Below are 26,010 nucleotides of genomic sequence, written 5' to 3' on the forward strand. Positions count from 1 at the left end.
CCCCTTTGTCAGGTGGTCGCGCACAAGTGCGCTCCTACATTCTCCACGACAACACAATAGGCCTGTCAGTGCGTCCCGTCGCCACCCAGAAGGCGAACCTCATCGGGCGTCAGGTGACGCCACTGCCCCTTGGGCAATTCACCCAGCACCAGTGAACCGATCGCCACGCGTATCAGGCGCAACACATCGATACCATGGGCCGCCAGCAAACGCCGGATATGGCGGTTGCGTCCTTCATCCAGCACGATCTCCAGCCACGCATTCTTCTCGCCGTGGCGCAGCAGGGTGACGCGACGCGCAGTGAGGCGCTCGCCTTCGTCCACCACGCCATCGACCAGCCGGTCGAGCAGCGCCTGATCCGGAATGTCGTTGACCTGCACGTGATAGGTCTTGTCGACGTGGTGTTTCGGCTCGGTCAGGCGCGCAGCCCACACACTGTCATTGCTCAACAGCAGTAGCCCTTCGCTCGCCTTGTCCAGACGGCCCACCGGACCCAGCCACGGCAGGCCGGCATCCTTCATCAAGTCATAGACCGTATCGCGGCCGCGCTCGTCGGCCGCACTCACCACGATGCCGCGCGGCTTGTTCAGCAGGATATACACGCGCGTACTCGCCGCCACCGGCGCACCGTCCAGCAAGATGCGTTGCCGATCCGGATCGGCCGAGCGCTCGGGATCGAGCACCACCCGGCCATCCACCTGCACCCTGCCCTCGCGTATCGCCTTTTCTGCCTGGCTACGCGAACACACACCCATCTTGCTGAGGACGCGTGCCAGCCCGTGGCGCGGTGCTGATGGCGCGGCGGATCGCGATGGCGGGCGGGATGGGCGCATGGGAACTCGAACAACGTGGGACGACTGCCGCATGGTAGGCGATAGGTGCGGGCTTACGCACAAAAAGAAAAGCCCGGCTTGCGCCGGGCTTTTCGGTACTACCTGTACAGATCCGATTACTGCTGGACCTGGAGTTCCGTGCGACGGTTCTGAGCGCGGCCAGCGTCCGTATCGTTCGAGCCGATCGGATCATTCTTGCCGTGGCCGATCGGGCCAACCAGACGGTCGGCCGTGATGCCGTGAGCCGTCAGGTACTTGAACACGATCGAAGCGCGACGCTCGGACAGATCCTGGTTGTAGGCATCCTTACCGACCGAGTCGGTGTAGCCGGCAACCGTGACCTTGACCTGCGGGTAACGCTGCAGGGTGTCGACAGCCTGGTCGAGGATGGCAACCGAGTCAGCGGTCGGCTCAGCCAGCGCCTTCTTGATGTCCGTCTCGCCCTTCTTCGGGCGGTCGAACTTGAAGTTGACGCCGCGCAGGTCGATCACGACCTTCTGCGGGCAGCCGTCCGGACCGACGATCGTGCCTTCCGGCAGATCCGGGCACTTGTTGTCGCACAGGTTCACGCCGTTGCGGAACTGCTTGGAGCAGTCCGGAGCAACCGGAGCCACCGGAGCCGGGGCCGGAGCAGCAGCCGGCTCGCCGAAGCGGGACACGATGCTGAAGCCCAGGAACCAGTCGCCGTAGCCGTTCTTCGACGGCTGGCTCTTGTCGTCCCAGTCGTAGCGGTAGCCAGCTTCCACGCGGAAGTCGGTGCTGTCGGTAACGGTCTTGGAGACACCGCCGCCGATTTCAGCCGCCGGAGCCCATGCCTTGTCGGCCGGGTTCGAGTGATAGCTGCCCATCACGCCGACGAGGGCGTACGGACGCCATGCGTTCCAGTCGCCGTAGTAGAAGCGTGCGGCGACGCCGACATTGTTGTTCGACCAACGCTGGCTGTTGCCACCGTCGATGGTGCGCTTGGTGCGGTCGAAGAACACGTCGAGCGAGGTGTACGAGTTAATGAAGCGACCGAAGCCCAGGCCGTAATAGACCTGACGGCTGTTGGTGTTGCGATCGGTGTCGTTGTAATAGCCGCCCACGGTGGGTGCGATGTACCAACGGCCGTCGTAGCTCTGCGTGGCGCTGTCCTGCGCGTGGGCTGCGCCCACTCCGCCCAGGGCCAGGGCGATCACGAAATACAAGCCCTTACGATTCATCAGGTGTCTCCTCGTTTTATTGGTATCCGCGTCCGTTCCACCCCAGACAGAAACGCGCGTCAAAACTGACTTCCACTCCGGGACTTTTCCTGTCCCGTGCTTTGCGTCCCGATCAAAGGTAAGTGTCACAAGATCACAAGCGGCGCGAAGTGTAGCAAAACCGTTAAGAGCATCGCACGCGCAAATAGACGCAGTTGGTGAACCCCTGTTCAGGCAGTTGTTGAAGACACAACGACTGCGACATTTGACTGCGACAATCTGTCACCAAGGAACAACGCGTTACTGCAAAAATCGATCTTGCAAAAAAAGAAAAGCCCGGTTTTCACCGGGCTTTTCTGACTTTCCGAGAGTTGTCGGATTACTGCTGAACCTGCAACTCCGTACGACGATTGCGGGCGCGACCGGCATCCGTATCGTTGGTGTCGATCGGATCGTTCTTGCCGTGACCGATCGGACCTTCCAGACGGCTGGCGTCGATACCATGAGCAGTCAGGTAGTCGTACACGATCTTCGCACGACGCTCCGACAGACTCTGGTTGTACGCGTCCTTGCCCACGGAGTCGGTGTAACCGGCAACCACGACCTTGACCTGCGGGTAACGCTGCAGGGTGTCGACGGCCTGGTCGAGCACGGCCAACGAATCCTTCGTCGGTTCGGCCAGCGACTTGGAGATGTCCTTCTCGCCCTTCTTCGGACGATCGAACTTGAAGTTGACGCCGCGCAGGTCGATCACGACCTTCTGCGGGCAACCATCCGGACCGACGATCGTGCCTTCCGGCAGATCCGGGCACTTGTTGTCGCACAGGTTCACGCCGTTGCGGAACTGCTTGGAGCAGTCCGGAGCCGGCGGCGGCGGCGGCGGAGCCGGCGGTGCCGGCGGTGCGCCGATGCGCGACACGATGCTGAAGCCCAGGAACCAGTCGCCGTAACCGTTCTTGTTCGGCTGGGTGTTGTCATCCCAGTCGTAACGGTAGCCACCTTCGACGCGGAAGTCGGAGCTGTCGGTGATGGTCTTGGACACACCAACGCCCACTTCAGCAGCCGGCGACCAGCCGTGCTCGAAGTTGCTGATGTGCTGGCTGCCCATCACGCCGCCCAACAGGTACGGGCGCCATGCCGTCCAGTCGAGGAAGTAATAGCGTGCGGCAAAGCCGTAGGTGTTGTTCGACCAGCGCCCGTTGTCGCCGTCCACGGTGCGCTTGGTGCGGTCACCGAAGAAGTCCAGCGAGAAGTTGGGCGAGAAGAAACGACCAAAGCCGATGCCGTAATAGAACTGACGGCTGTTGGTGTTGCGGTCGGTGTCGTTGTAGTAACCGCCGACGGTCGGTGCGATGTACCAGCGATCGTCGTACGTAGGCGTTGTGGTCGGTTCGGCAGCGCTGCCAGAAGCGGTATTGTCCTGCGCGTGAACGGCGCCGGCGCCGCCCAGGGCGAGGGCAATCAGGATGTACAGGCCCTTACGTTTCATCAGGTGTCTCCTCGTTTATTGGTGTACGCGTCCGTTCACCCCAGACGGGAAAAGCATCAGCCGGGACTTCCAACTCCTATAGAACGCCCTGGCATGACTTCGAACCCAACAACTTTTTACCCGAAACGGGCGCGGAGTAGTCTAGCAAAAGTTAAACAATTGCAAATCGACCCCAAACGCCCGTTCATTTTCAACTCACGCTGTCTTTACAACGTGAAGAGCCCCAGAAATTCCTGAACGGGCATGGCGTCCAGCCGGACCGGATCCGCCGTGGCTCCAAGAATGGCGTTGACCCGGTGGTCTGGCAAGTGGCTACGAAGGGCGGCCTCGAACTTCCCCAGCAGGACCGGGATGCCTTCGGCCCGTCGCCGGCGGTGGCCGATCGGGTAGTCGACGGTCACCTTGTCGGTCCGGGTACCGTCCTGGAAGACCACCTGCACCGAGTTGCCGATATAGCGCTTGTCCGGGTCGTAGTAGTCCCGCGTGAACCCGGGGTTCTCACTGACGACCGTCTTCTCGCGGAGGGCGTCGATGCGAGGGTCGGCGGCGATCTGGTCGCTGTAGTCATCGGCCGTGAGGCGTCCGAAGATCAACGGCACGGCCACCATATATTGAATGCAGTGGTCCCGGTCGGCGTAATTGGCCAGCGGCCCGGTCTTGTCGATGATGCGCCGGCCGGCCTCCTGGGTCTCGATCAGCACCTTCTCGACCTGCCCGAGCCTGCCCGCCACGGCGCCGTGCAGCGCCATGGCGCACTCCACGGCCGTCTGGGCGTGGAATTCAGCCGGGAAGCTGATCTTGAACAGCACGTTTTCCATCACGTAGCTGCCGAACGGGCGCTCAAACTGGAAGGCTTCCCCCTTGAAGGCCGCGTCGTAATAGCCCCAGGTCCGGGCGCTCAGGGCCGAGGGGTAGCCGACCACGCCGCGATACACCGCATTAATAGCGTGGGTGACGGCGCGACGGCAGGCATCCCCCGCCGCCCAGCTCTTGCGCGGGCCGGTATTCGGGGCGTGGCGGTAGGTACGCAGGGCGCCGTTGTCGATCCAGCTGTGGGAAATCGCCGTAATGATTTGCTCCCTGGTGCCGCCCAGCATGGCCGTGGCCACGGCCGTGGACGCCAGGCGGACCAGGATCACATGGTCCTGACCCACCCGGTTGAAGCTGTTCCTGAGCGCATAGCACCCCTGAATCTCGTGGGCCTTGATGGCCCAGGTCAGCACGTCGCGCACCGTCAGGGGCGTGCCGCCTTCACGCCCGGCCTTGCGGCCGAGGTAGTCGGCCACGGCCAGGATGGTGCCGAGGTTGTCCGACGGATGCCCTCACTCGGCGGCCAGCCAGGTGTCGTTGAAATCCAGCCAGCGGATCTGGGTGCCGATGGCGAAGGCGGCCTGCGCCGGGTCCAGCTCATGGCTGGTGCCCGGCACCCGGGCGCCGCCCGGCAGGGTCGCCCCCGGTACGAGCGGGCCAAGATGCTTGACGCATTCGGGAAACGTCATGGCCAGCATGGCCGTGGCCAGCGAGTCCAGCAGCATGATGCGCGCGGTGTCGTAAGCCTCGGCAGAATCGATGGTGTAGTCGACGACATAGTCGGCGACGTCGACCATCGGCGCGTCCGGATCGGGACGCCTGGCGGAACGGATGTCCTGCGTACTCATCGGAGCGGCTCTCCTGGCGGCACGGGGAACCGCCGTGTATCGGGATGGGTCGGCCCCGCCGCTTGTCGCGTACATGGACGAGGTCAGCTCGCCACGCCACTACCACAGAAAGGAGTCCGTACCCTCCCCTGCAGGCTCAGCCTGCAGGTATCCGAACCCAGCCTTCCATCAGCACGCGCGCGCTTCGGCTCATGATGGCCTTGGTGACAGTCCACGTACCGTCAACCCGCGCAGCCTCCGCGCCCACGCGCAAGGTGCCCGACGGATGACCGAAACGCACCGCCTGCCGCTCACCGCCACCCGCGGCCGTATTCACCAGCGTGCCGGGAATGGCCGCCGCGGTACCGATGGCCACTGCCGCCGTACCCATCATGGCGTGATGCAGCTTGCCCATCGACATGGCGCGTACCAGCAGGTCGACATCACCCGCCTTCACCGGCTTGCCGCTTGAGGCGACGTAATCGGCGGGGCCCGCAACGAAAGCCACCTTGGGCGTGTGCTGGCGCGTGGCGATCTCGTCGAGCGACTGGATCAGGCCCATGCGCAGCGCACCGTGCGCGCGGATGGTCTCGAACATCGCCAGCGCCTTCGCGTCGCCGTTGATGGCGTCCTGCAACTCCGTGCCGGTGTAACCGATGGCGGAGGCCTCGACGAAGATGGTGGGAATGCCCGCATTGATCATGGTGGCCTTGAGCGTGCCGACGCCCGGCACCTCCAGGTTGTCCACAAGGTTGCCCGTGGGGAACATCGCGCCACCCGCCCCATCCTCCTCGGCAGCCGGATCCAGGAATTCCAGCTGCACCTCGGCGGCCGGGAACGTCACCCCGTCCAACTCGAAGTCACCGGTTTCCTGCACGACGCCATCCGTCATCGGCACATGCGCGATGATGGTCTTGCCGATATTGGCCTGCCAGATGCGCACGGTAGCCATGCCATCGCGCGGGATGCGCGCGGGGTCGACCAGGCCACCGGCGATGGCGAACGGACCCACCGCCGCCGAGAGATTGCCGCAATTGCCGCTCCAGTCGACAAAGGCCTTGTCGATGGCCACCTGGCCGAACAGGTAATCCACATCGTGATCCGGCCGGTTGCTGCGGGAGACGATCACCGTCTTGCTGGTGCTGGACGTGGCGCCACCCATGCCGTCGATCTGCTTGCCATACGGATCAGGGCTGCCGATCACGCGCATCAGCAAGGCATCGCGCGCGGCGCCCGGCACCTGCGCTGCCTCGGGCAGGTCCTGCAGGCGAAAGAACACGCCCTTGCTGGTGCCGCCGCGCAGATAGGTGGCGGGAATGCGGATCTGGGGGTTATGGCTCATGGGAATCCCGTGTCGAAACAAACTTGCCGTCCCCCCTCTCCCCTTGTGGGAGAGGGGTCGGGGGAGAGGGGATGCTTTTGGCGAGCTCGATCAGGATCGCCTCAAGCACCGCTTCGATGTTCTGCAATATGTCGTTGTTCCAGAAGCGCAGCACCGTGAAGCCCTGGCTCTTCAACCATGCATCACGTACCGCATCATCGGCGCTACCGTTGTGTTGTCCACCGTCGGCCTCGATGACCAGTCGTGCACCGAAATGCACGAAGTCCACGATGTAAGGGCCGATGGGTTGTTGACGGCGGAACTTCTGATCGCACGTGCGATGGGCACGGAGATGGCGCCATAGCAGTTGTTCCGCCTCCGTCATGTTCTGGCGCAAGACTTTGGTGAACTGTCGCTGGTCCATGTCAGTCGCTCCGTTGCGCCCCCTCTCCCCAACCCCTCTCCCGCGAGGGGAGAGGGGCTTAAGGTCAGGCCGCCTGCGAAGCCTCGAGGAAATCCTGCGCAAAACGCTGCAGCACGCCACCGGCTTCGTAGATCGACACTTCTTCCGCGGTATCCAGACGACAGGTCACCGGCACGTCGACGCGCTCGCCATTCTTGCGGTGAATGACCAGCGTGAGGTCCGCGCGCGGCGTGCGTGCGCCCACCACATCGAAGGTCTCGGTGCCATCGATGCCCAGCGTCTTGCGGTTGGTGCCCGGCTTGAACTCCAGCGGCAGCACGCCCATGCCGATCAGGTTGGTGCGATGGATGCGCTCGAAGCCTTCGGCTGCAATGGCTTCCACACCCGCCAGGCGCACACCCTTGGCCGCCCAGTCACGCGACGAGCCTTGGCCGTAGTCGGCGCCTGCGATCACGATCAGCGGCTGCTTGCGATCCATGTACGTCTCGATGGCTTCCCACATGCGCATGACCTTGCCTTCCGGCTCCACGCGCGCCAGCGAACCCTTCTTCACTTCGCCATCGATCACGGCCATCTCATTGAGCAACGTGGGATTGGCGAAGGTGGCGCGCTGCGCGGTGAGGTGATCGCCGCGGTGCGTGGCATACGAATTGAAGTCCTCTTCCGGCAAGCCCATCTTGGCCAGGTATTCACCGGCGGCGCTGTCGAGCAGGATCGCGTTGGACGGCGACAGGTGATCGGTGGTGATGTTGTCACCGAGCACCGCCAGCGGACGCATGCCCTTGAGCGTGCGCTCGCCGGCCAGCGCGCCTTCCCAGTACGGCGGGCGACGAATGTAGGTGCTTTGCGCGCGCCAGTCGTACAGCGGCGCAGCGCTGGTTCCGGTGCTGCCGCTGCGCGCGAACATCGGCTCGTAGACCTTGCGGAACTGCTCGGGCTTCACGCTGGACGACACGATGGCGTCGATTTCTTCATCGGACGGCCAGATGTCCTTGAGCGTCACCGGCTGGCCATGGGCATCCACGCCAAGCACGTCCTTCTCGATGTCGAAGCGGATGGTGCCGGCGATGGCGTAGGCCACCACCAGCGGCGGCGAGGCCAGGAAGGCCTGCTTGGCATACGGATGGATGCGGCCGTCGAAGTTGCGGTTACCCGACAACACGGCGGTGGCATACAGGTCGCGATCGATGATTTCCTGCTGGATCTTCGGATCGAGCGCGCCGGACATGCCGTTGCAGGTGGTGCAGGCGAACGCGACGATGCCGAAGCCGAGCTTCTCCAGATCCGGCAGCAGGTTCGCCTCTTCCAGATACAACTGCACTGCCTTGGAGCCCGGGGCGAGCGAACTCTTCACCCACGGCTTGCGCGTGAGGCCGCGCGCATTGGCGTTGCGCGCCAGCAGCGCGGCGGCAATCACGTTGCGCGGATTGCTGGTATTGGTACAGCTGGTGATGGCGGCGATGATCACCGCGCCATCGGGCATCTGGCCTGGCTGTTCCGTCCACTCGCCCGCGATGCCACGTGCAGCAAGATCGGACGTCGGCAGGCGCTTGTGCGGATTGGACGGGCCCGCCATGTTGCGCACCACCGACGACAGATCGAACGTCAGCGTGCGCTCGTACTGCGCGTGCGCCAGCGTATCGGCCCACAGGCCGGCAGCCTTGGCGTAGGTTTCCACCAGCTTGACCTGCTCGTCGCTGCGGCCGGTAAGGCGCAGGTAGTCGGTGGTCTGGCCATCGATGAAGAACATCGCGGCGGTGGCACCGTACTCGGGCGCCATGTTGGAGATGGTGGCGCGATCGCCCAACGTCAGACTGGATGCGCCTTCACCGCGGAACTCCAGGTACGCACCGACCACCTTCTCCTTGCGCAGGAATTCGGTGAGCGCGAGCACGATGTCGGTCGCGGTGATGCCCGGCTGACGCTTGCCGGTGAGTTCCACGCCAATGATGTCCGGCAGGCGCATCCAGGAAGCGCGGCCAAGCATCACGTTTTCAGCTTCGAGGCCGCCCACGCCGATGGCGATGACGCCCAGCGCGTCCACGTGCGGCGTGTGGCTGTCGGTGCCCACGCAGGTGTCGGGATAGGCGACGCCCCTGCCCTGATCATCGTGTTGCACCTGGATCACCGGCGACATCTTCTCCAGGTTGATCTGGTGCATGATGCCGTTGCCCGGCGGAATCACGTCGACGTTCTCGAACGCCTTCTTGGTCCAGTTGATGAAGTGGAAACGGTCTTCGTTGCGGCGATCTTCGATGGCGCGATTCTTGGTGAACGCGTTCGGATCGAAGCCGCCACACTCCACCGCCAGCGAGTGATCGACGATCAGCTGCACCGGCACCACCGGGTTCACCTTGGCCGGATCGCCACCGCGCTCGGCGATGGCATCGCGCAGGCCGGCCAGATCCACCAGCGCCGTCTGGCCCAGAATGTCGTGGCACACCACGCGCGCCGGGAACCACGGGAAGTCGCGGTCACGCTTGCGCTCGATGAGCTGACTGAGCGATTCGGTCAGGATGGACGGATCACAGCGGCGCACCAGATTCTCGGCGAGCACGCGCGAGGTATAGGGAAGCGCGTCATAGGCGCCCGGCTGGATCGCCTCCACGGCGGCGCGTGCATCGAAGTAATCCAGCGACGTGCCGGGGAGAGCTTTGCGGTAGACGGTATTCATGGAGTTCGAAACCCTGGGAACGGACGCCGGGCTGACGTGGTCTGCCCATTTTAGCGGGATAAAGCCTTTTACTTAAGGGGTTTGGCTTGACTGGTATGCTCGATGGCATCGACAATGGCCCGATACTGATCCCAAAGGGGAGTAGTTCCGGGCACAGGCGTCATCCGTGCTCTCGCAGTGGTCGTCATCACGGGTGCAGCAGCACCCCGGTCACTGCGGCGGTCCTGCCGCGAACGAGACTTTTGCAGTAATGACAGGCCGCGCGTGCCTGTTGTTGCTGCATTCGTCTTACGCGCAGAGATACGCTCATGGACCTTGCGGTTACCGAATTCCTTTCCGGCCTGATGGCCATCGTGCTGCTCGACCTGGTGCTCGCGGGCGACAACGCCATCGTGATTGCGCTGGCTGCACGCAACCTCCCCCGCCAGATCCAGAAGAAGGCCGTGCTGTGGGGCACCCTTGGCGCAGTGCTGGTGCGCGTGGCGCTGACCGGCATCGTGGTCTACCTGCTGGAGCTGCCGGGCCTGATGCTGGCCGGCGGCCTGCTGCTGCTGCCCATTGCCTGGAAGCTGCTGAAACCGGATGACCCGCACGCGCACCAGGTCAACGCGGCCGGCAACTTCTGGGCGGCCATGCGCACCATCATCGTGGCCGACGCCCTCATGGGCATGGACAACGTGCTGGCCATCGCGGGCGCCGCCAAGGGCCACATGGCGCTGGTGATCATCGGCCTGGCCATCAGCGTGCCGCTGGTGGTGTGGGGTTCGTCGCTGATCCTGCGTCTGATCGAGCGCTTCCCGGTCATCGTCTATATCGGCGCTGGCGCCATTGCGTGGACTTCGGCGCGGATGATCGCCCACGACCACTGGCTGTCGCCCTGGTTCGAGGCACATGGCTGGGCGAAGTACGCGCTCGACGCCGTGCTGGTGATCGGCGTATGCCTGGGGGGCTGGCTCGCGCAACGCCGGCGTGCGTCCGCCCCTGCACAAGCTTCGGATTGATGACGACGGGCGCGGCAGGCGACACTTCATGGCTAACGCACACCGAGGAAACACCCATGAAGTTGTACTACCTGCCGGGCGCCTGCTCGCTCGCCGACCACATCGTGCTCGAATGGATTGGCCAGCCTTACGAGGCCAATCGCGTCGCACGTGAGGAACTGGGTTCGGCCGACTACCTGCGCATCAGCCCGTCGGGCTGCGTCCCTGCCCTGCAGGAACCGGATGGCTGGGTGCTGACGGAGAACGTGGCGATCCTCAACTACCTCGCGGACAAGTATCCGCTGGCCAGCCTCGGCGGCGAAGGTGCGCGCGGTCGTGCCGAAGTGAACCGCTGGATCGGTTTTCTCAACTCGGACCTGCATCCGCTGTTCAAGCCCGTGTTCCGTCCCGAACGTTTCATTGACGACGAGGGATCGCAGGAAAAGCTCCGCACCCGCGCCATCGCCCGCCTGCGCGCGTACTACGAGCGCCTGGATGCGCAGCTGCACGGACGCGACTGGCTCACCGGCACGCGCTCCTTCGCCGACCCGTACCTGTTCGTCGTGCTGCGCTGGGCCGTGGCCAAGGGCGTGGATCTGTCGGGCCTGGACAACCTGGCCCGCTTCCAGCAGCGCATGCTGGAAGATGCCGGCGTGAAGGCTGCCCTGCAGCAGGAAGGCCTCTGAGCGCATCCGCCACATGACGGCGCGCGTGCCATGGCCTAGAGCATCATGGGCACACGTACTGTCACGGTGGCATCCGGCGTGTCACGCGTCACCCCCACGCCCAACGTAAAGTTGAGCGTGCGTTTGTCGCTGAAGCGCCACGAGCCGCCGATCAGCAGCGTGCCGAGCACGGTTTTCACCGAGCCCGGCACGGTCTGCCCGTTCTGCTTGGTGACGCCCACGAAACTCTGGTCGTAGCCGATGCTGAAAGAGGCCTTTTCGTTGAGCGAGATACCCATGCCGATGCTGACATCGGCGATATCGCCCTCTTTCACTTTGCCCAGGGATTCCGTGCCGCCCAACAGGATCTTGCGCGTGAGGTTGTCGCGAGGCACGTTGTACAGGTAGCTCAGGTTGCCGAAGAACACCACCGGATCGGTCGGATAGAGCCAGGTGACGCCGGGCTGGATGGACCAGAAGCCCGTGCCGGTCGGCTGCTCCAGTGGCAATCCGGTGCCGGTGGCGGAAAGATCCACCTCGTCGATGACGTTCTCCACGCAGCGATGGACGCAGTCGGTGGTGACCTCGAACGGATCGGTGCCGGTGCGTGACTTCACGCGCAGCCAGCCCACGTAGTACGCCTTGTCCGGCCCGCCGACATTGAGCTGATAACGCAGGGTCGCCTCGACGTCGCCCAATCCATGGCCACTGGAACCAAAGGCATTGTCCGTGGCGCTGCCGGTGAAGATCTCGCGGCTGATGGTGTCCTGGTGTGCATACACATACGGCACGCGCACTTCCACTTCCATGCGGTTGGTAATGCCATAACGCGCGGTCAGCCAGCCGATCTGGGTGGTGTCCTTCACCTGCCGCGCATCGATCAGGCCGATCAGGATGGCCGGAATCACGGTGTAGCCCACCAGGGCCACGCGATCCAGCGAGGAATAGCCGAACTGGTAGGCCGGCTCGATGATCACCTTGCCCTTGGGCGTCAGCACACCGGGCTGCTGGAAGATCGGTGCCACCTCCGGTGGCCGCGTATCCTGCTTGGGCGCCTGCCCCACGGCCTGCTGCCCTTGCGCCTGGTCGGTGGATGGCGCGTTGGCTGCCACCGCGTCCCCCGCCGGCATGGGCAGTGCCGATGCGCCGGGTCCACCGGCGGCAATGCTGCCGGCGCGCTGCTTGTCGAGCACGTCCATGCCCACGGCATGACGCAAGGCCTGGTAATCCGCTTCCTGCTGAGCCAGCGCGCGTTTCATGGCGTCCAGCTGTTCCATCTGGGCGCTGATCTGGCTGCGCATCGCGTCGATGCGCTCGCCTTGCTCCGACACCTTTTTCTGCAGGTCTGAAGCCGGTGCATCAGCGGTCGGTGCATTCGCTGCCGTTGCTGTCGAAGGAGCGGCAGCCGCCGCCGGTGTGCCGGGTTCCTGTGCGGAAACAGGCGCGCCAAGCATCGCCAGTCCAGCACATCCCGACGTCAGGAAATACCGCCACGTTGTCTGTCGCATCGTGCTTCCCCCGAGGCTTCCGTGTTGTTGATGTCACACAGACGAACGCGTCGCGATGCTTCTCGCGGCGCGTTCGTCGTCCAGGAAAAACCGTGGCGGTGCCCGTTCCATCTCAGTGCACCAAGGACTGAAGCTGTGCCTGTTGCAACGCGTCCTGGAAGTTCGCCGATCGGAAAGCGTTCAGCGAATTGACCGACGTGTTGAGCGTGGTGACGCTCTGGATGTTCTGATTGTTCAGCGTGTTCTGGATCACCGCCCCGGCGCTGGTCTGGCCCAGCGACGAGGGATCGAACGTATTGTTGGGGCCGATCTGCGTGATCGACATGGCATTGAGCGCGCTGGACATGGCCGACGCCTGTGTCGTCGTCATGCGCGCGATGTCGGGCACGTTGAAGCTGGTCTGGGTGACGAGGTTGCCGTTGACGTACACGGCGCGATTGATGCCAAACGAGGCCATCAGGCCATTGCCCACATCGAACCCGCCGCGGGTTTCGTCCAGGGTCTGCTCGCTCACCGGCACCCAACCGGAACCATCGGCCGGCGTCGTCGGGCTGTCGTCCGCCAGCGCACTGGCCCAACCCGCCGCGCCGACGAAAATCGTCGTTCCCAGGAAAATGACACGAAGCGTCGAATTCATCGGCATAACCTCAAAGGTCGTCCGGCCCTTTCTTGGGCATCACGGTGAAGAAAAGGCTGTTGCGGTCCACCGCGGTATCGATGGGCGCCGGTGGCGCCACCTTCCAGTCGCTGGCACTGTTGAACACCGCCAGGTTCCGACGGTTGTGGATGACGAACACCAGCCCGCTCTTCCACATGGCCATGAAGTGGCTCTGCGAGATCACGCGCGTGCCGCGTGCCGGATCGCCCACCAGCACGCGTTCATTGCGGATACCCTTGATGACCACGAAGTGGTGATAGCCCTTCTCGTCGATCAGCACGATCGCCGGCAGTCTTTCCTGCACGAGCTTGTCCAGTGGCACCTTGAAACCATCGGCCTCGAAACCGTTGGCATCCAGGAAGCGCTTGATGTCGAGCAGCGAGAACCCTTCCTTGTTGATCTTGGCGCGATCGCCATGGGTATACATCTGCTCGAAGGCCACCTGCTCGTTCATCGGGTAGCCGTACTGATAGGTCAGCAGGGTTGCGACAGCCGCGGAGCCGCAGCTGAAGTCGTACTTCTGATGGATGGTGGTCTTGTAACGGGCCTCTTTGATGCTCGTCAGGTGAATGGCGTAGTTGCCGTTGCCACTCACCACGGAAATATCGGAGGCCGGGCTCCCCGTCGGCAGCGCCACCAGAACCATCAGCAGCGCTGCAAGCATTTTCACGGTTTGAACTCGACGCTGATCACGGTGGCGTTCTGGATCAGCACGTTGCTGCCCGAGTTCTGTATCACCATCGGTATGCCCGCTTCGCCGCTGAAGGCACCGCCCGTGATGACATTGGCACCTGAAATGACATGGTCCGCGGTGTCGTTGGACACCGTGCCGGTCAGCGTAGTGTTCTGCACGACCAGGGTGCCGCCACTCAGGCCGTCCAGGGTGGCGTTGTCCACGCCGGTCCCCAGGTCCGCGGCAGCCGCCCCCTCATTCTTGGTGACATCGACGGCGGCCGCGTAGACGGCAACCGGAGACTGCGCGCCATCCAGCAGATAGGCGGCAGGTATCTGCGCGTTTTCCGCGCAGAGCAAAGTAGGTACGACCATGGCGCAGAGCGCGATGACGCCAGGCAATGCATGGAGAATCCGCACGGCACTCACTCCTGAAGGCTTGAGCACGTCCATCGACCGCGCGTTTCGCGCGCTCGCTCTGAGCAACCCTTTGCAGTTGCAGCCGGGCATGGGGGAGCCGGAACGGCTCCACCATGCCGGATGCGTACTCACTTAATGTGCGAAGTTCAGGTTGGCCTGGACATTCACGCTCTGCTGGATCAACGCCGCTGCGCCACTGTTCTGCGCAAGGATCGAGACACCAGCCGCTGCGGCTGCCGAACCGTTCATCTGGTTCGACATGTCGAAGGCACCCGTCGTGGCATAAGCCGTGCCGCCTGCGCCGCCGTTGCCGCCCGCGCCACCGGAGCCTGCGCCACCGGTACCACCCATGCCTGAGCCGCCCGCACCGCCTGCACCGGCCGTTGCGTCAGCCGCACCACTGGTGCCACCCGTGGAGGTCGACGAACCGCTATAGCTGCTCGGCGACGATGCACCCGACGAACCTGCGCCACCGGCACCGCCGGCACCACCGGCTCCGCCTGCACCACCGGCCCCTGCCGTCGCCGTACCACCGCCGGCGTAACCGCCGCCGCCGCTGGTGCGCGAATGACTGTGGCTGTTTGCACTGGAGTTGCCGCCGTCGTTGCCGCCGCCGCCATCACCGCCGCTGCCGCCACCGGCCAGCGATGCGCCAAGGGCGCCGGAATCACCCGACGAACTGCCTGAACCGCCGGCATGACCGCTACGTGCATGGGCGTCGCCGCCCGATCCGCCGTCGCCGCCGTTGCCGCCGATGGCCTTGCCACCGTAGCCGTCGCCACCGCTACCGCCGCGGCCGCCACTGGCATTGCCATTGTTGGTGGATGAGTTGCCAATACCCCAAACGGCAACGTTCGACACCGAGCCGGTAAGCGTGCTGTTGGCTACGGCTTCATTGGTATTGAAGGAGTCAGCATTACCACCGCTACTCGCTGCGGAGCCGTACTGACCGGTCGCATACGTGCTGTAGGTGTTATTGGAATCACTGCTTCCATGGTTGTGGTCATTATCCGCAAATGCCGGCAATGCCAAGCCCATGCCGAGCACAATTGCGGTCGCAATTAGAGTCTTACGCATAGTCATTACTCCTGGAACGATGCGGTGACCCCCTGTGTAGCTGGTGTTGCGAGTCCAGCAAGGCTTATTCGCAACATGCGTGCCAGCCAACGCTGCGTCTCCTTGGGCAGCGCGACTGGCATGAGATAAGCGATTACAGGGGGCCTGCGGCACGTGATCCAGAAGGTCCGCCAAGCATGCAACGGACAAAGTGACACAGCACCGTTACACCCTTTTCGGCATGTGGGTAGCGCGAGCACCCGGATGCATCAGAACAAGATGCTCAACTTCAATGATTTGCGGTGCATTGGTGATCTCGATTTTTGCAATGTAAGCCACGTATCAAAGCTGTTACACCGATGCATACGAAACCATAGCAATCTCGTACAGACACATGAACCACAACGAAATCTGCAAAAAAAAGAGGGAGCCTTTCGGCTCCCTCTTCGCAAACGCTGGCAACAGCGATCAACGCTTCTCGATCGGCACGTAGGCCTGGTCTTCCGGTCCGGTGTAGTTCGCGCTGGGACGGATGATCTTGCCGTCCTCGCGCTGTTCGATCACGTGCGCGCTCCAGCCGGAGGTGCGGGCGATGACGAACAGTGGCGTGAACATGGCCGTCGGCACGCCCATCATGTGATACGCGCTGGCCGAGAACCAGTCGAGGTTCGGGAACATCTTCTTCTGCTCCCACATCAGCTTCTCGATCTTCTCCGACACGTCGAACAGCGTGGGGTTGCCACCTTCGGTGCAGAGCTTGCGCGAGACTTCCTTGATGATCTCGTTGCGCGGATCGGACACGGTATACACCGGGTGGCCAAAGCCGATGATGATTTCCTTGCGCTCGACGCGGGCGCGGATATCTGCTTCCGCCTCGGCCGCGTTGCGATAGCGCGCGATGATCTCCATCGCCACTTCGTTGGCGCCGCCGTGCTTGGGACCACGCAGCGCGCCGATGGCACCGGTGATCGCCGAGTACATGTCCGAGCCGGTACCGGCGATGACGCGCGCGGTGAAGGTGGACGCGTTGAACTCGTGCTCGGCGTAAAGGATCAGCGACTTGTCCAGCGAGTGCGCGTGCAGCTCGCTCGGCTTCTTGCCATGCAGCAGGTGCAGGAAGTGACCGGCGATGGATTCGTCATCCGTCTCCGTTTCGATGCGCTTGCCGTTGTGGCTGTAGTGGAACCAGTACAGCAGCATCGAACCGAAGCTGGCCATCAGGCGATCGGCGATGTCATGCGCGCCGGTTTCGTTGTGATCGTCCTTCTCCGGCAGCACGGTGCCCAGCACCGAACAACCCGTACGCATCACGTCCATCGGATGGGTGGCGGCCGGCAGCAGCTCCAGCGCGCTCTTCACCGGGGCCGGCAGGCCACGCAGGCGCTTGAGCTTGGCGCGGTACGCGTTCAGTTCCGCCCAGTTCGGCAGCACGCCGTGCACCAGCAGGTACGCCACTTCCTCAAAGCAACCCTTGGCCGCCAGGTCATGGATGTCATAGCCGCGGTAATGCAGGTCATTGCCGCTGCGGCCCACCGTGCACAGCGCGGTGTTGCCGGCGGCAACGCCCGACAGTGCGACGGATTTCTTGGGCTTGGGAAGGGTTTGCTCGGTCATCGGATACGTCTCCTCAACATGCGACTCTGCCGGCCGTGGCGCACCACGACCGACGATTGGGGTGGCCGATCAGGCCTTCTTCTGGCTGGCGAACAGCGCGTCGAGCTTGTCCTCGTAGGCGTTGTAGCCCAGGAAGTCATACAGGTCGGCGCGGGTCTGCAGTGTGTCGATGATGTTCTTCTGGGTACCTTCGCGGCGCACCGTCTCGTAGAAGTTCAACGCCGCCTTGTTCATGGCACGGTAGGCGCCGCAGCAGTAAAGGGCGATATCGACGTTGGCGTCACGCAGTTCGTCGGTAGTAAAGAACGGCGTGGAACCGAACTCGGTCAGGTTCGCCAGGATCGGCACCTTCACCGCGGCCTTGAAGCGGCGGTAATCGTCCAGCGTCTTCATGGCTTCGGGGAAGATCATGTCGGCACCGGCCTCGACATAGGCGCAGGCACGATCGATCGCGGCATCAATGCCTTCGGCGGCCGCGGCATCGGTACGCGCCATGATCACGAAACCTTCATCGGTACGCGCGTCCACGGCCGCCTTCACGCGGTCGACCATTTCGTCCCTGGGCACCACTTCCTTGCCTGGGCGGTGGCCGCAACGCTTCTGGCCGACCTGGTCCTCGATGTGCACGGCGGCCACGCCGACGTTGATGAACGAGCGAATGGTGCGCGCGATATTGAACGCGCCGCCCCAGCCCGTATCGATGTCCACCAGCAGCGGCATCTGGGTGGCGTCGACGATGCGGCGTGCGTCAGTGAGCACGTCCTCCATGGTCGAGATGCCGAGATCGGGGATACCCAGCGAGTTGGCGGCGACGCCGCCACCGGAAAGATAAAGCGCCTTGTAGCCCACGCGCTTGGCCATCAGGCCGGCGTAGGCAGTGATGGCACCCATCACCTGGAGGGGACTTTCGGCGGCGACGGCGGCGCGGAACCTTGCGCCGGGGGATGCGATCTGTGCCATGAAACCTCCGCTCATAAAAACGCGATTTTAGCGCAGGGCGTGTTCAAGGGCTGTTGCGCGGCAACATGCATGGTTTCGAACGCTGCGTGTAATGAAAGTGGAAGGCCCTGATCGTTCCACGCCTTTGCGGCCTTGAGCCCCCCTCTTCTCGGAGGGGAGCGGGGGACTCGGCCTCCCCATGGGGGATGCCATCGCGCCATCAGCAGACGTCGAGTGGCAACGTGCGAGGCGACGACCCTGCGCGAAGCCACTGGATGCCCCCGCTCTTAGGCGGTTGAAAAGCGCTTCCCACCCTTGCCCCCTTTCAGGGTTCGCAGGAATGACGGACAGGAAACCGTGGAGCAGGCCCCATGGAGTGAAGGAAACCCGTCAGCGCCGTGACTTACTCCCCCTGCTCCGGCCCTCTCTCCAAGGCCTTGCGCACCTCGTCCAGCGCCGCCGGATCATCCAGCGTCGAGAGATCACCCGGGTCGGTATGCTGCACCAGCGCCTGCAGCGACCGACGCAATAGTTTCCCCGAACGCGTTTTGGGCAACGCATTGACCACGTAAACCCGTGCCGGCCTGGCCACTTTGCCCAACTGATCGCAGACGCGCTGCTGCATGGCTTTCGCCACGTCCGCGGCGCCTTCGACCACGCCCTGTCGCAACGTGGCGAACACCACGGGCACCTGCCCTTTCAACTCGTCCTGCATGCCGATCACGGCAGCTTCTGCACACGCAGGATGTGTCGCCACCGACTCCTCGATCTCGCGCGTGCCCAGTCGATGACCGGCCACGTTGATCACATCGTCGGTGCGTCCCAGGATGTTGGTGTAGCCGTTCTCGTCGCGGATGGCCCAGTCCAGCGAGCTGTACAGCAGTTCGTTGAAGTGGCTGAAGTAGCTGGTGACGTAGCGCTCGTCGTCGCCCCACACGGTGGTGAGACAACCGGGAGGCAGCGGCGGCACGAACACCAGCACGCCTTTCTGGTTCGGCGGCAATTCCTCGCCCGTGCCTTCGTCGATCACCTTCATGCGGTAGCCGGGCGCGGGCAATCCCGGTGATCCGAATTTCACCGGCTTGAGGTCCAGGCCCGGCATCAGTGTAATCGCCGGCCAACCGGTTTCGCTCTGCCAGTAGTTGTCGATCACCGGCACGCCAAGGCCGTCGGTGATCCAGTGCGCGGTGGGTTCGTCCAGTGGCTCGCCTGCCAGGAACAACCATGTCAGGCGGGACAGGTCGTACTTCTTCAGCCAGCCCGCGTCCTGCTTCTTCAGCACGCGGATGCCGGTGGGTGACGAGAACATGGTGCGCACGCCGTAGCGTTCGCACAGTTGCCACCATATGCCCGGATCAGGTTGCGTGGGCAGTCCTTCGTACAGCAATGAGGTCGCACCGCCGATCAAGGGGCCGTACACGTTGTACGAATGCCCCACGGCCCAGCCAACGTCGGAGGTGGAGAACATCACCTGCCCCGGCGCCACATCGAAGATGGTCTCGATCGACATCGCCATGGCAACGGCGTAGCCGCCCACATCGCGCTGGATGCCCTTGGGCTTTCCGGTAGTGCCCGAGGTATAGAGCAGGTAACTGGGCTCGTTCGATTCCAGCCACGCCACCGGCACCTCGGCACCTTCGTACGATGCACGCAGACTGGCGTAGTCCAGATCGCGGCCGGCAACACGCGTCATCTGCGGATCCAGTCCGCGGTCGACAATGAGCACGTGCGCGGGAGCATGCTTCACTTCATCCAGCGCAGCATCCACCAGCGGCTTGTAGGGAATGATCTTGCCTCCGCGCATGCCTGCATCGGCGGCAATCAGCAGCGTCGGCTGCGCATCATCGATGCGAAGGGCAAGATTGTGTGCCGCAAAACCGCCGAACACCACGGAATGGATGGCCCCCAGGCGCGCGCACGCCAGCATGGCAAAGACGGCTTCGGCGATGTTGGGCAGGTAGATCACCACGCGATCACCCTTGCCTACGCCCAGCGATGCCAGCACGGCGGCGAACGTATTCACTTCGCGATACAGGTCGCGATAGGTGAGCTCACGCGTGATGCCGGTTTCGGTGGAGATGGCCACCAGAGCAAGCTGGCCGCCGCGCGCATCCAGATGCCGGTCGACCGCGTTGTAGCAGAGATTGGTGGTGCCACCCACGAACCAGCGCCGGAACGGCGGGTTGGATACATCGAGGATGCGCTCGGGTGGCGTGTGCCAATGGATGCGTTGCGCCTGTTCGGCCCAGAAGGCCTCTGGCTGCTCTATCGAACGCTGATAGAACTCCTCGTAGCGCATCATGATCATCCTCGGCTCAACGGCTGTCTGGCTAGCCTAGATCAGCCGTGCGAAACGGGCTTTGCGACCTTGGTCGAGTCGCCGGAGGGGATGAGCGCCCGCATGGCGTTCATCCCTGTCCGTGGCTTACAGGCAGGACACCGCCGCGTCGCGGTAGGCGCTGTTGTATTCCTTCTTGGTGTTCTGGGTTTCGTACATCATGGCCTGCGCACCCGTGCCGTCGGAGGTCACTTCGATCAGCTCATGCGCGCCATTCTTGTCGGTGCCCGACACGGTGCCCGACTGGTCCTTGTGCGAAACGCTCACCTCGGCCGTTTCGGCCCACTTCGCGCGCACGCATTCCAGATAGGTCGGAATGTCTTTGTTGGTACGGCTGCTCATCTTCGGCGTGGTGTCACGCAGGCCGTAGCTGCCGCAGGCAGCGAGCAAAACGCAGGAAGTAGCGATGACGAGGAGTTGCTTCATGTCCGGGTTCCAGTCGAGGATTCGCTGATTTAACCATGAAGCGCCACCCGACGGAGAGGCTTGACCCTCACGTTACGTGAGCCCCCAGAGTGACCGGCACGCAAGGAGGACACCCCATGGAACTGACCGTAGGCGAACTGGCAAGGCGCAGCGGGCTCACCGTCCGCACGCTGCACCACTACGACGCCATCGGCCTGCTGGTGCCCTCGTTGCGCTCCGCTGCCGGCTACCGGCTGTACGACCGGGCCAGTATCGAACGCCTGCATCGTATCCAGGCCCTGCGCCAAATGGGTCTGTCGCTGGCCGACATCGGAGTCGCCCTGTCCGGGCCGGAACTGCCATTGGCCGAGCTGATCGACCGCCAGCTGGCGCAGATCGATCGCGAGATGGCGCGCGCCGTCCGTTTGCGCACCAAGCTTGTCCATCTGCGCGCGCAACTGGCAACCGGACAGCCCCCTGATCTGGCCGAATGGCTGGACACCCTGGAGCTGATGACGATGTACGAGAATTACTTTTCCGCCGAAGAAATCAGGCAACTGCCCCTGCTTCACGATGCCGATACCCGCGCCGAATGGGGCGCCTTGGTCAGCACCGTGCAGGCCGCGTTGGATCGCGGTGTTTCGCCCGGTTCGCCCGAGGCGCAGATCCTGGCGCTGCGCTGGATGCGCACGCTGCACCGGGACACCGGCGGCAACCCGGATTTCCTGGTGCGCCTCAACACCATGCACGACAACGAGCCGGGCTCGTGGGACGCGATGGGCGTCACCACCGCCGTTCGGGACTTTATCGAGCAGGCATTCGTGGAGAGCCGGCTGGCGATCTACCAGCGCTACCTGAAGCCCGATGAGTTCGCCTTCATGCGCAGGCACTACGGCGAAACGTTTGACGCCTGGCCGCCATTGCTGGTCGAGCTGCGCAAGGCCATGAACGATGGCGTCGCACCACACGCCCCCGAGGCACGTGCACTCGGCCTGCGCTGGATCACGCTGTTCCGCAGCTATGCCGGCGACGATCCGGGCACGCACGAACGCATCCGCGAAGCCCACGCAAGGGAACCGGATCTTACCGACAGCTCGTGGGCTGACGACGCCCTGATCGGCTACGTAAAGAACATCCTCGCCACACTCTAGGCCGCGCCGCGCAGCCACCGGGCAGCCAGACGCGACAAGGGCGGCACAGGGCCGCCCTTGTCGTGGCAACGATGACTGCTCACTTACTTCTTGGCGAACAGGTGCTCGACGCCGGCGCGCTCTTCGCGCAGTTCCTTGTTGGTGGCATCCATGCGGGCGCGCGAGAAATCATTGATTTCCAGGCCCTGCACGATGGCGTACTTTCCATCCTTCACGGTCACCGGGTAGCCGTAGATCACGCCCGGCTCGATGCCGTACGAACCGTCAGACGGGATACCCATCGAAGCCCAGTCACCTTCCGCGGTGCCCAGTGCCCAGGTGCGCATGTGGTCAACGGCGGCCGAGGCAGCCGACGCGGCCGACGACGCACCGCGAGCCTTGATGATGGCCGCGCCGCGCTGCTGCACGGTCGGGATGAAATCGCTCTCGTACCAGGCCTGGTCGACCAGCGACAGCGCCGGCTTGCCGCCCACGGTGGCGTGGTACAGGTCCGGGTACTGCGTGGAGCTGTGGTTGCCCCAGATGGTCATCTTCTTGATGTCGGTGCTGTGCTTGCCGGTCTTCTCGGCCAGCTGCGACAGCGCGCGGTTGTGGTCCAGGCGAACCATCGCGGTGAAGCACTTCGGATCCAGATCCGGAGCGTTCTGCTGGGCGATCAGCGCATTGGTGTTGGCCGGGTTGCCGACCACCAGCACGCGCACGTCACGCTTGGCGTGATCGTTCAGGGCCTTGCCCTGCGGGCCGAAGATGGCGCCGTTGGCTTCCAGCAGGTCCTTGCGCTCCATGCCCGGGCCGCGCGGACGTGCACCCACGAGCAGCGCGTAGTCCACGTCCTTGAAGGCGACGTTGAGGTCATCGGTGGCGACCACGCCAGCCAGCGTCGGGAACGCGCAATCGTTGAGCTCCATCACCACGCCCTGCAGCGCGGGCAGCGCCGGGGTGATTTCCAGCAGGTGCAGGATCACCGGCTGGTCCGGACCCAGCATGTCGCCTGCGGCGATGCGGAACAGCAGGGCGTAACCGATCTGGCCGGCAGCGCCGGTAACGGCAACACGAACGGGTGCTTTCATCGGAGAAACTCCTTCAACTTGGCTAGTGCTTACAAAAGACAAGGCCCACGTCACGCGACGCGGGCCCCAAGACCATCAGGCCAGTTCTGCAAAGAACGCCTGGATACGTTCCAGCCCGGGCTGCAATTGTGCGGTCGGGCAGGTATAGGAAATGCGCAGGGCACGCGGCTCGCCGAAAGCCGAGCCCGGCACACAGGCCACGCCCTTGGCTTCCAGCAGCGCCGCGCACAGGTCCACATCGTTGTCGATGCGCGTGCCGTTGTGGCTCTTGCCGAAGGCAACGGAGATGTCGGGGAACGCATAGAACGCGCCCTGCGGATAGGGGCAGACCACACCGGGAATCGCACGCAGCGCGTTCACGACCACGTCGCGCTTGCCGGCGAATTCCTTGCACTTGGCTTCCGGCACGTCCTGCGGGCCGGCGAACGCGGCCACGGCGGCGGCCGTGATCACTTCCGGCACGCTGGTGATGTGGTTGGAATTGAGTGTGGTGATGGCCTTGGCCACGTTCTCGGGGCCCGCGATCAGGCCCACGCGCCAACCCGGCATGCCGTAGGTCTTGGACACCGAGTCGACGAAGATCTGGCGGTCCTTCAGCTCCGGCTTGATGTGCACGAAGTTGTGGTAGCCGATGCCGTCGAACACCATCGAGTTGTAGATGTCGTCGGTGATGATCCAGGTGTCCGGATACTTCACCAGCACCTCGGCCAGCGCGGCGATTTCATCGCGCGTATAGACCATGCCCGTGGGGTTGGACGGGTTGTTGAACAGGAACACTTTCGGCTTGCGCGCCAGCGCGGCATCGAGCTGCGCGGGCGTGAGCTTGTAGTTCTGCTCGGGGCCGCAATGCAGGATGTTGGCCTTGGCACCAAGGATGTCGGCGATGTCGCGGTAGGTGGTCCAGAACGGCGCGGCAAAGGCAATTTCATCGCCCTCGTTCAGCAGCGCCTCGCCCAGGTTGTACAGCACCTGCTTGGCGCCGATGCCGATGGACAGATTGGTACGGCCGTAACCGGTGAAGCCGAGCTTTTCGATGTGGACCAGGAAGGCATCCAGCAGCGCGTCGGCGCCGCGGTTGCTGCCGTACTGGCCGGAATCATGCTGGAGTGCTTCGCGTGCGGCGGCATACACGTGCTCGCCGGGAAGAAAATTGGGGACGCCGATGGAGAAGCTGATGATGTCGCGACCGGCAGCCTTGAGCTGCTTGGCCTTTTCGGCGATGACCATGATCGCGCTGGGCTTGGCGCGACCGACACGCTGGGCAAGCTGGGGCATGACTTCCTCTTGTTCGGGGACAGGCAGCGAAAGACAGCAAACTCGGAAATTTTAGCATGTGGCGGCGCGTCATCCGCCCCGCCCGCCCTATCGGATGGTCTAACCCCGCCCCCGGAGGTGCGCTGTCATGCCCGCGAGTGCATGATGGACCTGCCAGACCGTCCCACCCGGATGGGGGCGGACGCATGGCAGGGGCCCGCGGGATGCGGGCCAGCCGTTCGGAACCAGGAAACCTTTCCAACGCTCACCAAGGACATACGCGTATGCATTGGTTATGGGTAATCATTGTCGGTCTGGTCGTCGGCATCATCGCCAAGGCGGTCACCCCGGGCAAAGAAGCCATGGGTTGGATCATCACCGCCATTCTCGGCATTGCCGGTTCGTTCATTTCCACCTATGTCGGCGAAAAGCTGGGCTGGTGGCCGGAAGCCGGTTTCATGCACTTCCTGGGCTCGATCCTCGGCGCCGTCGTGCTGCTGGTGATCTATCACGCCCTGTTCCGCCGCGGCGCCACCTCGTAGCGCCCGTTACCCGGCGGTGCCTTGCGCACCGCCGGGCTTTTGCCGCCCTCAGGCGGTTTTGTTGCCACCGAGCAGCTTGCCCGCCAGCGAGGCGAGCGAACCCAGGTCGAAACCACCCTGGCCCTGCTCCGGCACCTGGCCATCGGGGGTCAGATGGTCCACCGCATGCGGCAGCACCTGCGAGAGCTGGCCGATCAGCTGGTTCTGGTCCACGCCCAGCTTGCCGGCGGCTTCCTGCAGCACCGAACCGAGGCCACCGTTCTGCAGCGCCTGGCCCAGCTGTTCACCGGACACCTGCTGGTTGGTGCCCGAGCCGACCCACGACTGCACCGCATCGCCCAGCCCGTGCTGCTGCAGCATGGACACCAGACCCTGCACGCCGCCCGCCTTGTCGATCAACTGGCCGGCGATGGCCACCAGGGAAGAACCGCCAGCCGAATTGGCCTGGGCACCACCGAGCAGATCATTGAGGAAGGACATGGTTACCTCTCCTTGAGTGGGATGACGCACATCGTGCGTGGGGTGGAGCCGTTCGATTCTAGGCCGCTGTTTCGCACACCGCCATGACAAAACTCCCAAAGAAAAAGCCGCCGTCGACATCGACGGCGGCTCTTCACGCAATCACCACGAACAGGATCAGCCGCGCTCGTCGAGCACCGCGTTCCATTCCTTCACGCGATCGGCCTGCGCGGCCAGCAGCGCGTCGACGTCGCCTTCCACGGTGACCTTTTCGATCACGTCGCCCTGGCGGATGGCGTCGACCACGGCCTGGTCTTCCGCGCCGAGGATTTCGCCGAACACGCTGTGCTTGCCGTCCAGCCACGGCGTGGCGCCATGGGTGATGAAGAACTGGCTGCCGTTGGTGCGCGGACCGGCGTTGGCCATGGACAGCACGCCCGGCTTGTCATGACGCAGCGAGGGGTTGAACTCGTCCTCGAAGCGGTAGCCCGGGCCACCGCGACCGCTGCCTTCCGGGCAACCGCCCTGGATCATGAAGTCGGCGATGACGCGGTGGAACGCGAGGCCATCGTAGTAGCCGCGACGCGCCAGGTTGACGAAGCTGGCCACGGTCACCGGGGTCTTGTCGTCGTGCAGACGCAGGTGGATGGGACCGCGGTTGGTGGTCATGGTGACGTTGATGGTCATCAGGGAATCCTTCGTTCGCAAAAGCCGGGCGCA

At 63.8% G+C, this 26,010-nt stretch carries 23 protein-coding genes and 1 pseudogene; 4 read left to right on the forward strand and 20 right to left on the reverse strand.

Annotated features, from left to right (window positions below; translation table 11 throughout):
- Positions 1-65: 65 nt before the first annotated feature.
- The 7 genes and pseudogenes from H8F01_RS02155 to acnD all read right to left on the reverse strand — a co-directional run bounded on the left by H8F01_RS02155 (position 66) and on the right by acnD (position 9,559).
- Entirely contained in the window at positions 66-833 is a 768-nt protein-coding gene (locus tag H8F01_RS02155) for a pseudouridine synthase (RefSeq protein ID WP_187057452.1), read from the reverse strand.
- Positions 834-949: 116 nt separating this feature from the next.
- Positions 950-2,035 (reverse strand): OmpA family protein, encoded by a 1,086-nt coding sequence (locus tag H8F01_RS02160; RefSeq protein ID WP_187057453.1) that lies wholly within the window; start codon positions 2,033-2,035, stop codon positions 950-952.
- A 358-nt stretch (positions 2,036-2,393) separates the two neighbouring features.
- Entirely contained in the window at positions 2,394-3,503 is a 1,110-nt protein-coding gene (locus H8F01_RS02165; RefSeq protein WP_187057454.1) for an OmpA family protein, read from the reverse strand.
- Positions 3,504-3,709: 206 nt separating this feature from the next.
- Positions 3,710-5,161: pseudogene (locus H8F01_RS02170) on the reverse strand (bifunctional 2-methylcitrate dehydratase/aconitate hydratase).
- A gap of 136 nt (positions 5,162-5,297) precedes the next feature.
- A complete protein-coding gene (gene prpF / locus H8F01_RS02175; protein WP_187057455.1) occupies positions 5,298-6,482 on the reverse strand; it encodes a 2-methylaconitate cis-trans isomerase PrpF in 1,185 nt (394 codons plus the stop codon).
- Positions 6,472-6,885: an endonuclease domain-containing protein gene (locus tag H8F01_RS02180; protein ID WP_187057456.1), complete on the reverse strand. Its 414-nt coding sequence runs from the start codon at positions 6,883-6,885 to the stop codon at positions 6,472-6,474. Before H8F01_RS02180 ends, prpF begins: the two co-directional genes overlap by 11 nt.
- A gap of 64 nt (positions 6,886-6,949) precedes the next feature.
- The gene (acnD, locus tag H8F01_RS02185; protein ID WP_187057457.1) at positions 6,950-9,559 is read right to left on the reverse strand and encodes a Fe/S-dependent 2-methylisocitrate dehydratase AcnD; all 2,610 of its coding nucleotides are present in this window, start codon (positions 9,557-9,559) and stop codon (positions 6,950-6,952) included.
- A gap of 308 nt (positions 9,560-9,867) precedes the next feature.
- Between acnD and H8F01_RS02190 the strand changes: the two genes are divergently transcribed.
- Both H8F01_RS02190 and H8F01_RS02195 read left to right on the forward strand, forming a co-directional pair.
- Positions 9,868-10,560: a TerC family protein gene (locus H8F01_RS02190; protein WP_187057458.1), complete on the forward strand. Its 693-nt coding sequence runs from the start codon at positions 9,868-9,870 to the stop codon at positions 10,558-10,560.
- A gap of 56 nt (positions 10,561-10,616) precedes the next feature.
- The gene (locus H8F01_RS02195) at positions 10,617-11,225 is read left to right on the forward strand and encodes a glutathione S-transferase N-terminal domain-containing protein (RefSeq protein ID WP_187057459.1); all 609 of its coding nucleotides are present in this window, start codon (positions 10,617-10,619) and stop codon (positions 11,223-11,225) included.
- Positions 11,226-11,260: 35 nt separating this feature from the next.
- Here H8F01_RS02195 and H8F01_RS02200 read toward each other — a convergent pair whose 3' ends face one another.
- The 9 genes from H8F01_RS02200 to H8F01_RS02240 all read right to left on the reverse strand — a co-directional run bounded on the left by H8F01_RS02200 (position 11,261) and on the right by H8F01_RS02240 (position 20,835).
- On the reverse strand, positions 11,261-12,712 hold the full coding sequence (locus H8F01_RS02200; RefSeq protein WP_238481114.1) for an acetate kinase: 1,452 nt from the start codon (positions 12,710-12,712) through the stop codon (positions 11,261-11,263).
- A gap of 112 nt (positions 12,713-12,824) precedes the next feature.
- A complete protein-coding gene (locus H8F01_RS02205; protein WP_187057460.1) occupies positions 12,825-13,349 on the reverse strand; it encodes a hypothetical protein in 525 nt (174 codons plus the stop codon).
- Between the two features lie 10 nt (positions 13,350-13,359).
- A complete protein-coding gene (locus tag H8F01_RS02210) occupies positions 13,360-14,034 on the reverse strand; it encodes a C39 family peptidase (RefSeq protein ID WP_238481227.1) in 675 nt (224 codons plus the stop codon).
- A gap of 2 nt (positions 14,035-14,036) precedes the next feature.
- Positions 14,037-14,495, reverse strand: coding sequence for a hypothetical protein (locus tag H8F01_RS21770; protein WP_238481115.1), 459 nt, complete (start codon positions 14,493-14,495; stop codon positions 14,037-14,039).
- A gap of 99 nt (positions 14,496-14,594) precedes the next feature.
- Entirely contained in the window at positions 14,595-15,539 is a 945-nt protein-coding gene (locus H8F01_RS21930) for a hypothetical protein (protein WP_187057461.1), read from the reverse strand.
- Between the two features lie 447 nt (positions 15,540-15,986).
- The gene (gene prpC, locus H8F01_RS02225) at positions 15,987-17,132 is read right to left on the reverse strand and encodes a bifunctional 2-methylcitrate synthase/citrate synthase (protein ID WP_187057462.1); all 1,146 of its coding nucleotides are present in this window, start codon (positions 17,130-17,132) and stop codon (positions 15,987-15,989) included.
- A gap of 69 nt (positions 17,133-17,201) precedes the next feature.
- Positions 17,202-18,092 carry a methylisocitrate lyase gene (gene prpB, locus H8F01_RS02230; protein ID WP_187057463.1) on the reverse strand — a complete coding sequence of 297 codons (891 nt, stop codon included), beginning with the start codon at positions 18,090-18,092 and terminating at the stop codon, positions 17,202-17,204.
- Positions 18,093-18,474: 382 nt separating this feature from the next.
- The gene (gene prpE / locus H8F01_RS02235; RefSeq protein WP_187059112.1) at positions 18,475-20,370 is read right to left on the reverse strand and encodes a propionate--CoA ligase; all 1,896 of its coding nucleotides are present in this window, start codon (positions 20,368-20,370) and stop codon (positions 18,475-18,477) included.
- 126 nt (positions 20,371-20,496) lie between these two features.
- The gene (locus tag H8F01_RS02240; protein ID WP_187057464.1) at positions 20,497-20,835 is read right to left on the reverse strand and encodes a hypothetical protein; all 339 of its coding nucleotides are present in this window, start codon (positions 20,833-20,835) and stop codon (positions 20,497-20,499) included.
- 116 nt (positions 20,836-20,951) lie between these two features.
- Here H8F01_RS02240 and H8F01_RS02245 point away from each other — a divergent pair, with 116 nt between their 5' ends.
- Entirely contained in the window at positions 20,952-21,965 is a 1,014-nt protein-coding gene (locus H8F01_RS02245; protein WP_187057465.1) for a MerR family transcriptional regulator, read from the forward strand.
- Between the two features lie 83 nt (positions 21,966-22,048).
- Here H8F01_RS02245 and H8F01_RS02250 read toward each other — a convergent pair whose 3' ends face one another.
- Both H8F01_RS02250 and H8F01_RS02255 read right to left on the reverse strand, forming a co-directional pair.
- Complete coding sequence (locus H8F01_RS02250) at positions 22,049-23,035, reverse strand: malate dehydrogenase (RefSeq protein ID WP_187057466.1); 987 nt, start codon at positions 23,033-23,035, stop codon at positions 22,049-22,051.
- 75 nt (positions 23,036-23,110) lie between these two features.
- Entirely contained in the window at positions 23,111-24,310 is a 1,200-nt protein-coding gene (locus tag H8F01_RS02255) for an aminotransferase class I/II-fold pyridoxal phosphate-dependent enzyme (protein WP_187057467.1), read from the reverse strand.
- A 263-nt stretch (positions 24,311-24,573) separates the two neighbouring features.
- On the opposite strand from H8F01_RS02255, the gene H8F01_RS02260 reads away from it, so the two are divergent.
- The gene (locus H8F01_RS02260) at positions 24,574-24,831 is read left to right on the forward strand and encodes a GlsB/YeaQ/YmgE family stress response membrane protein (protein ID WP_187057468.1); all 258 of its coding nucleotides are present in this window, start codon (positions 24,574-24,576) and stop codon (positions 24,829-24,831) included.
- 48 nt (positions 24,832-24,879) lie between these two features.
- Here H8F01_RS02260 and H8F01_RS02265 read toward each other — a convergent pair whose 3' ends face one another.
- A complete protein-coding gene (locus H8F01_RS02265; protein ID WP_187057469.1) occupies positions 24,880-25,311 on the reverse strand; it encodes a YidB family protein in 432 nt (143 codons plus the stop codon).
- 156 nt (positions 25,312-25,467) lie between these two features.
- Entirely contained in the window at positions 25,468-25,977 is a 510-nt protein-coding gene (locus H8F01_RS02270) for a peptidylprolyl isomerase (RefSeq protein ID WP_187057470.1), read from the reverse strand.
- Positions 25,978-26,010: the final 33 nt, after the last annotated feature.

It is taken from the genome of Dyella telluris, from assembly GCF_014297575.1.
Taxonomy (GTDB): Bacteria; Pseudomonadota; Gammaproteobacteria; order Xanthomonadales; family Rhodanobacteraceae; genus Dyella; species Dyella telluris.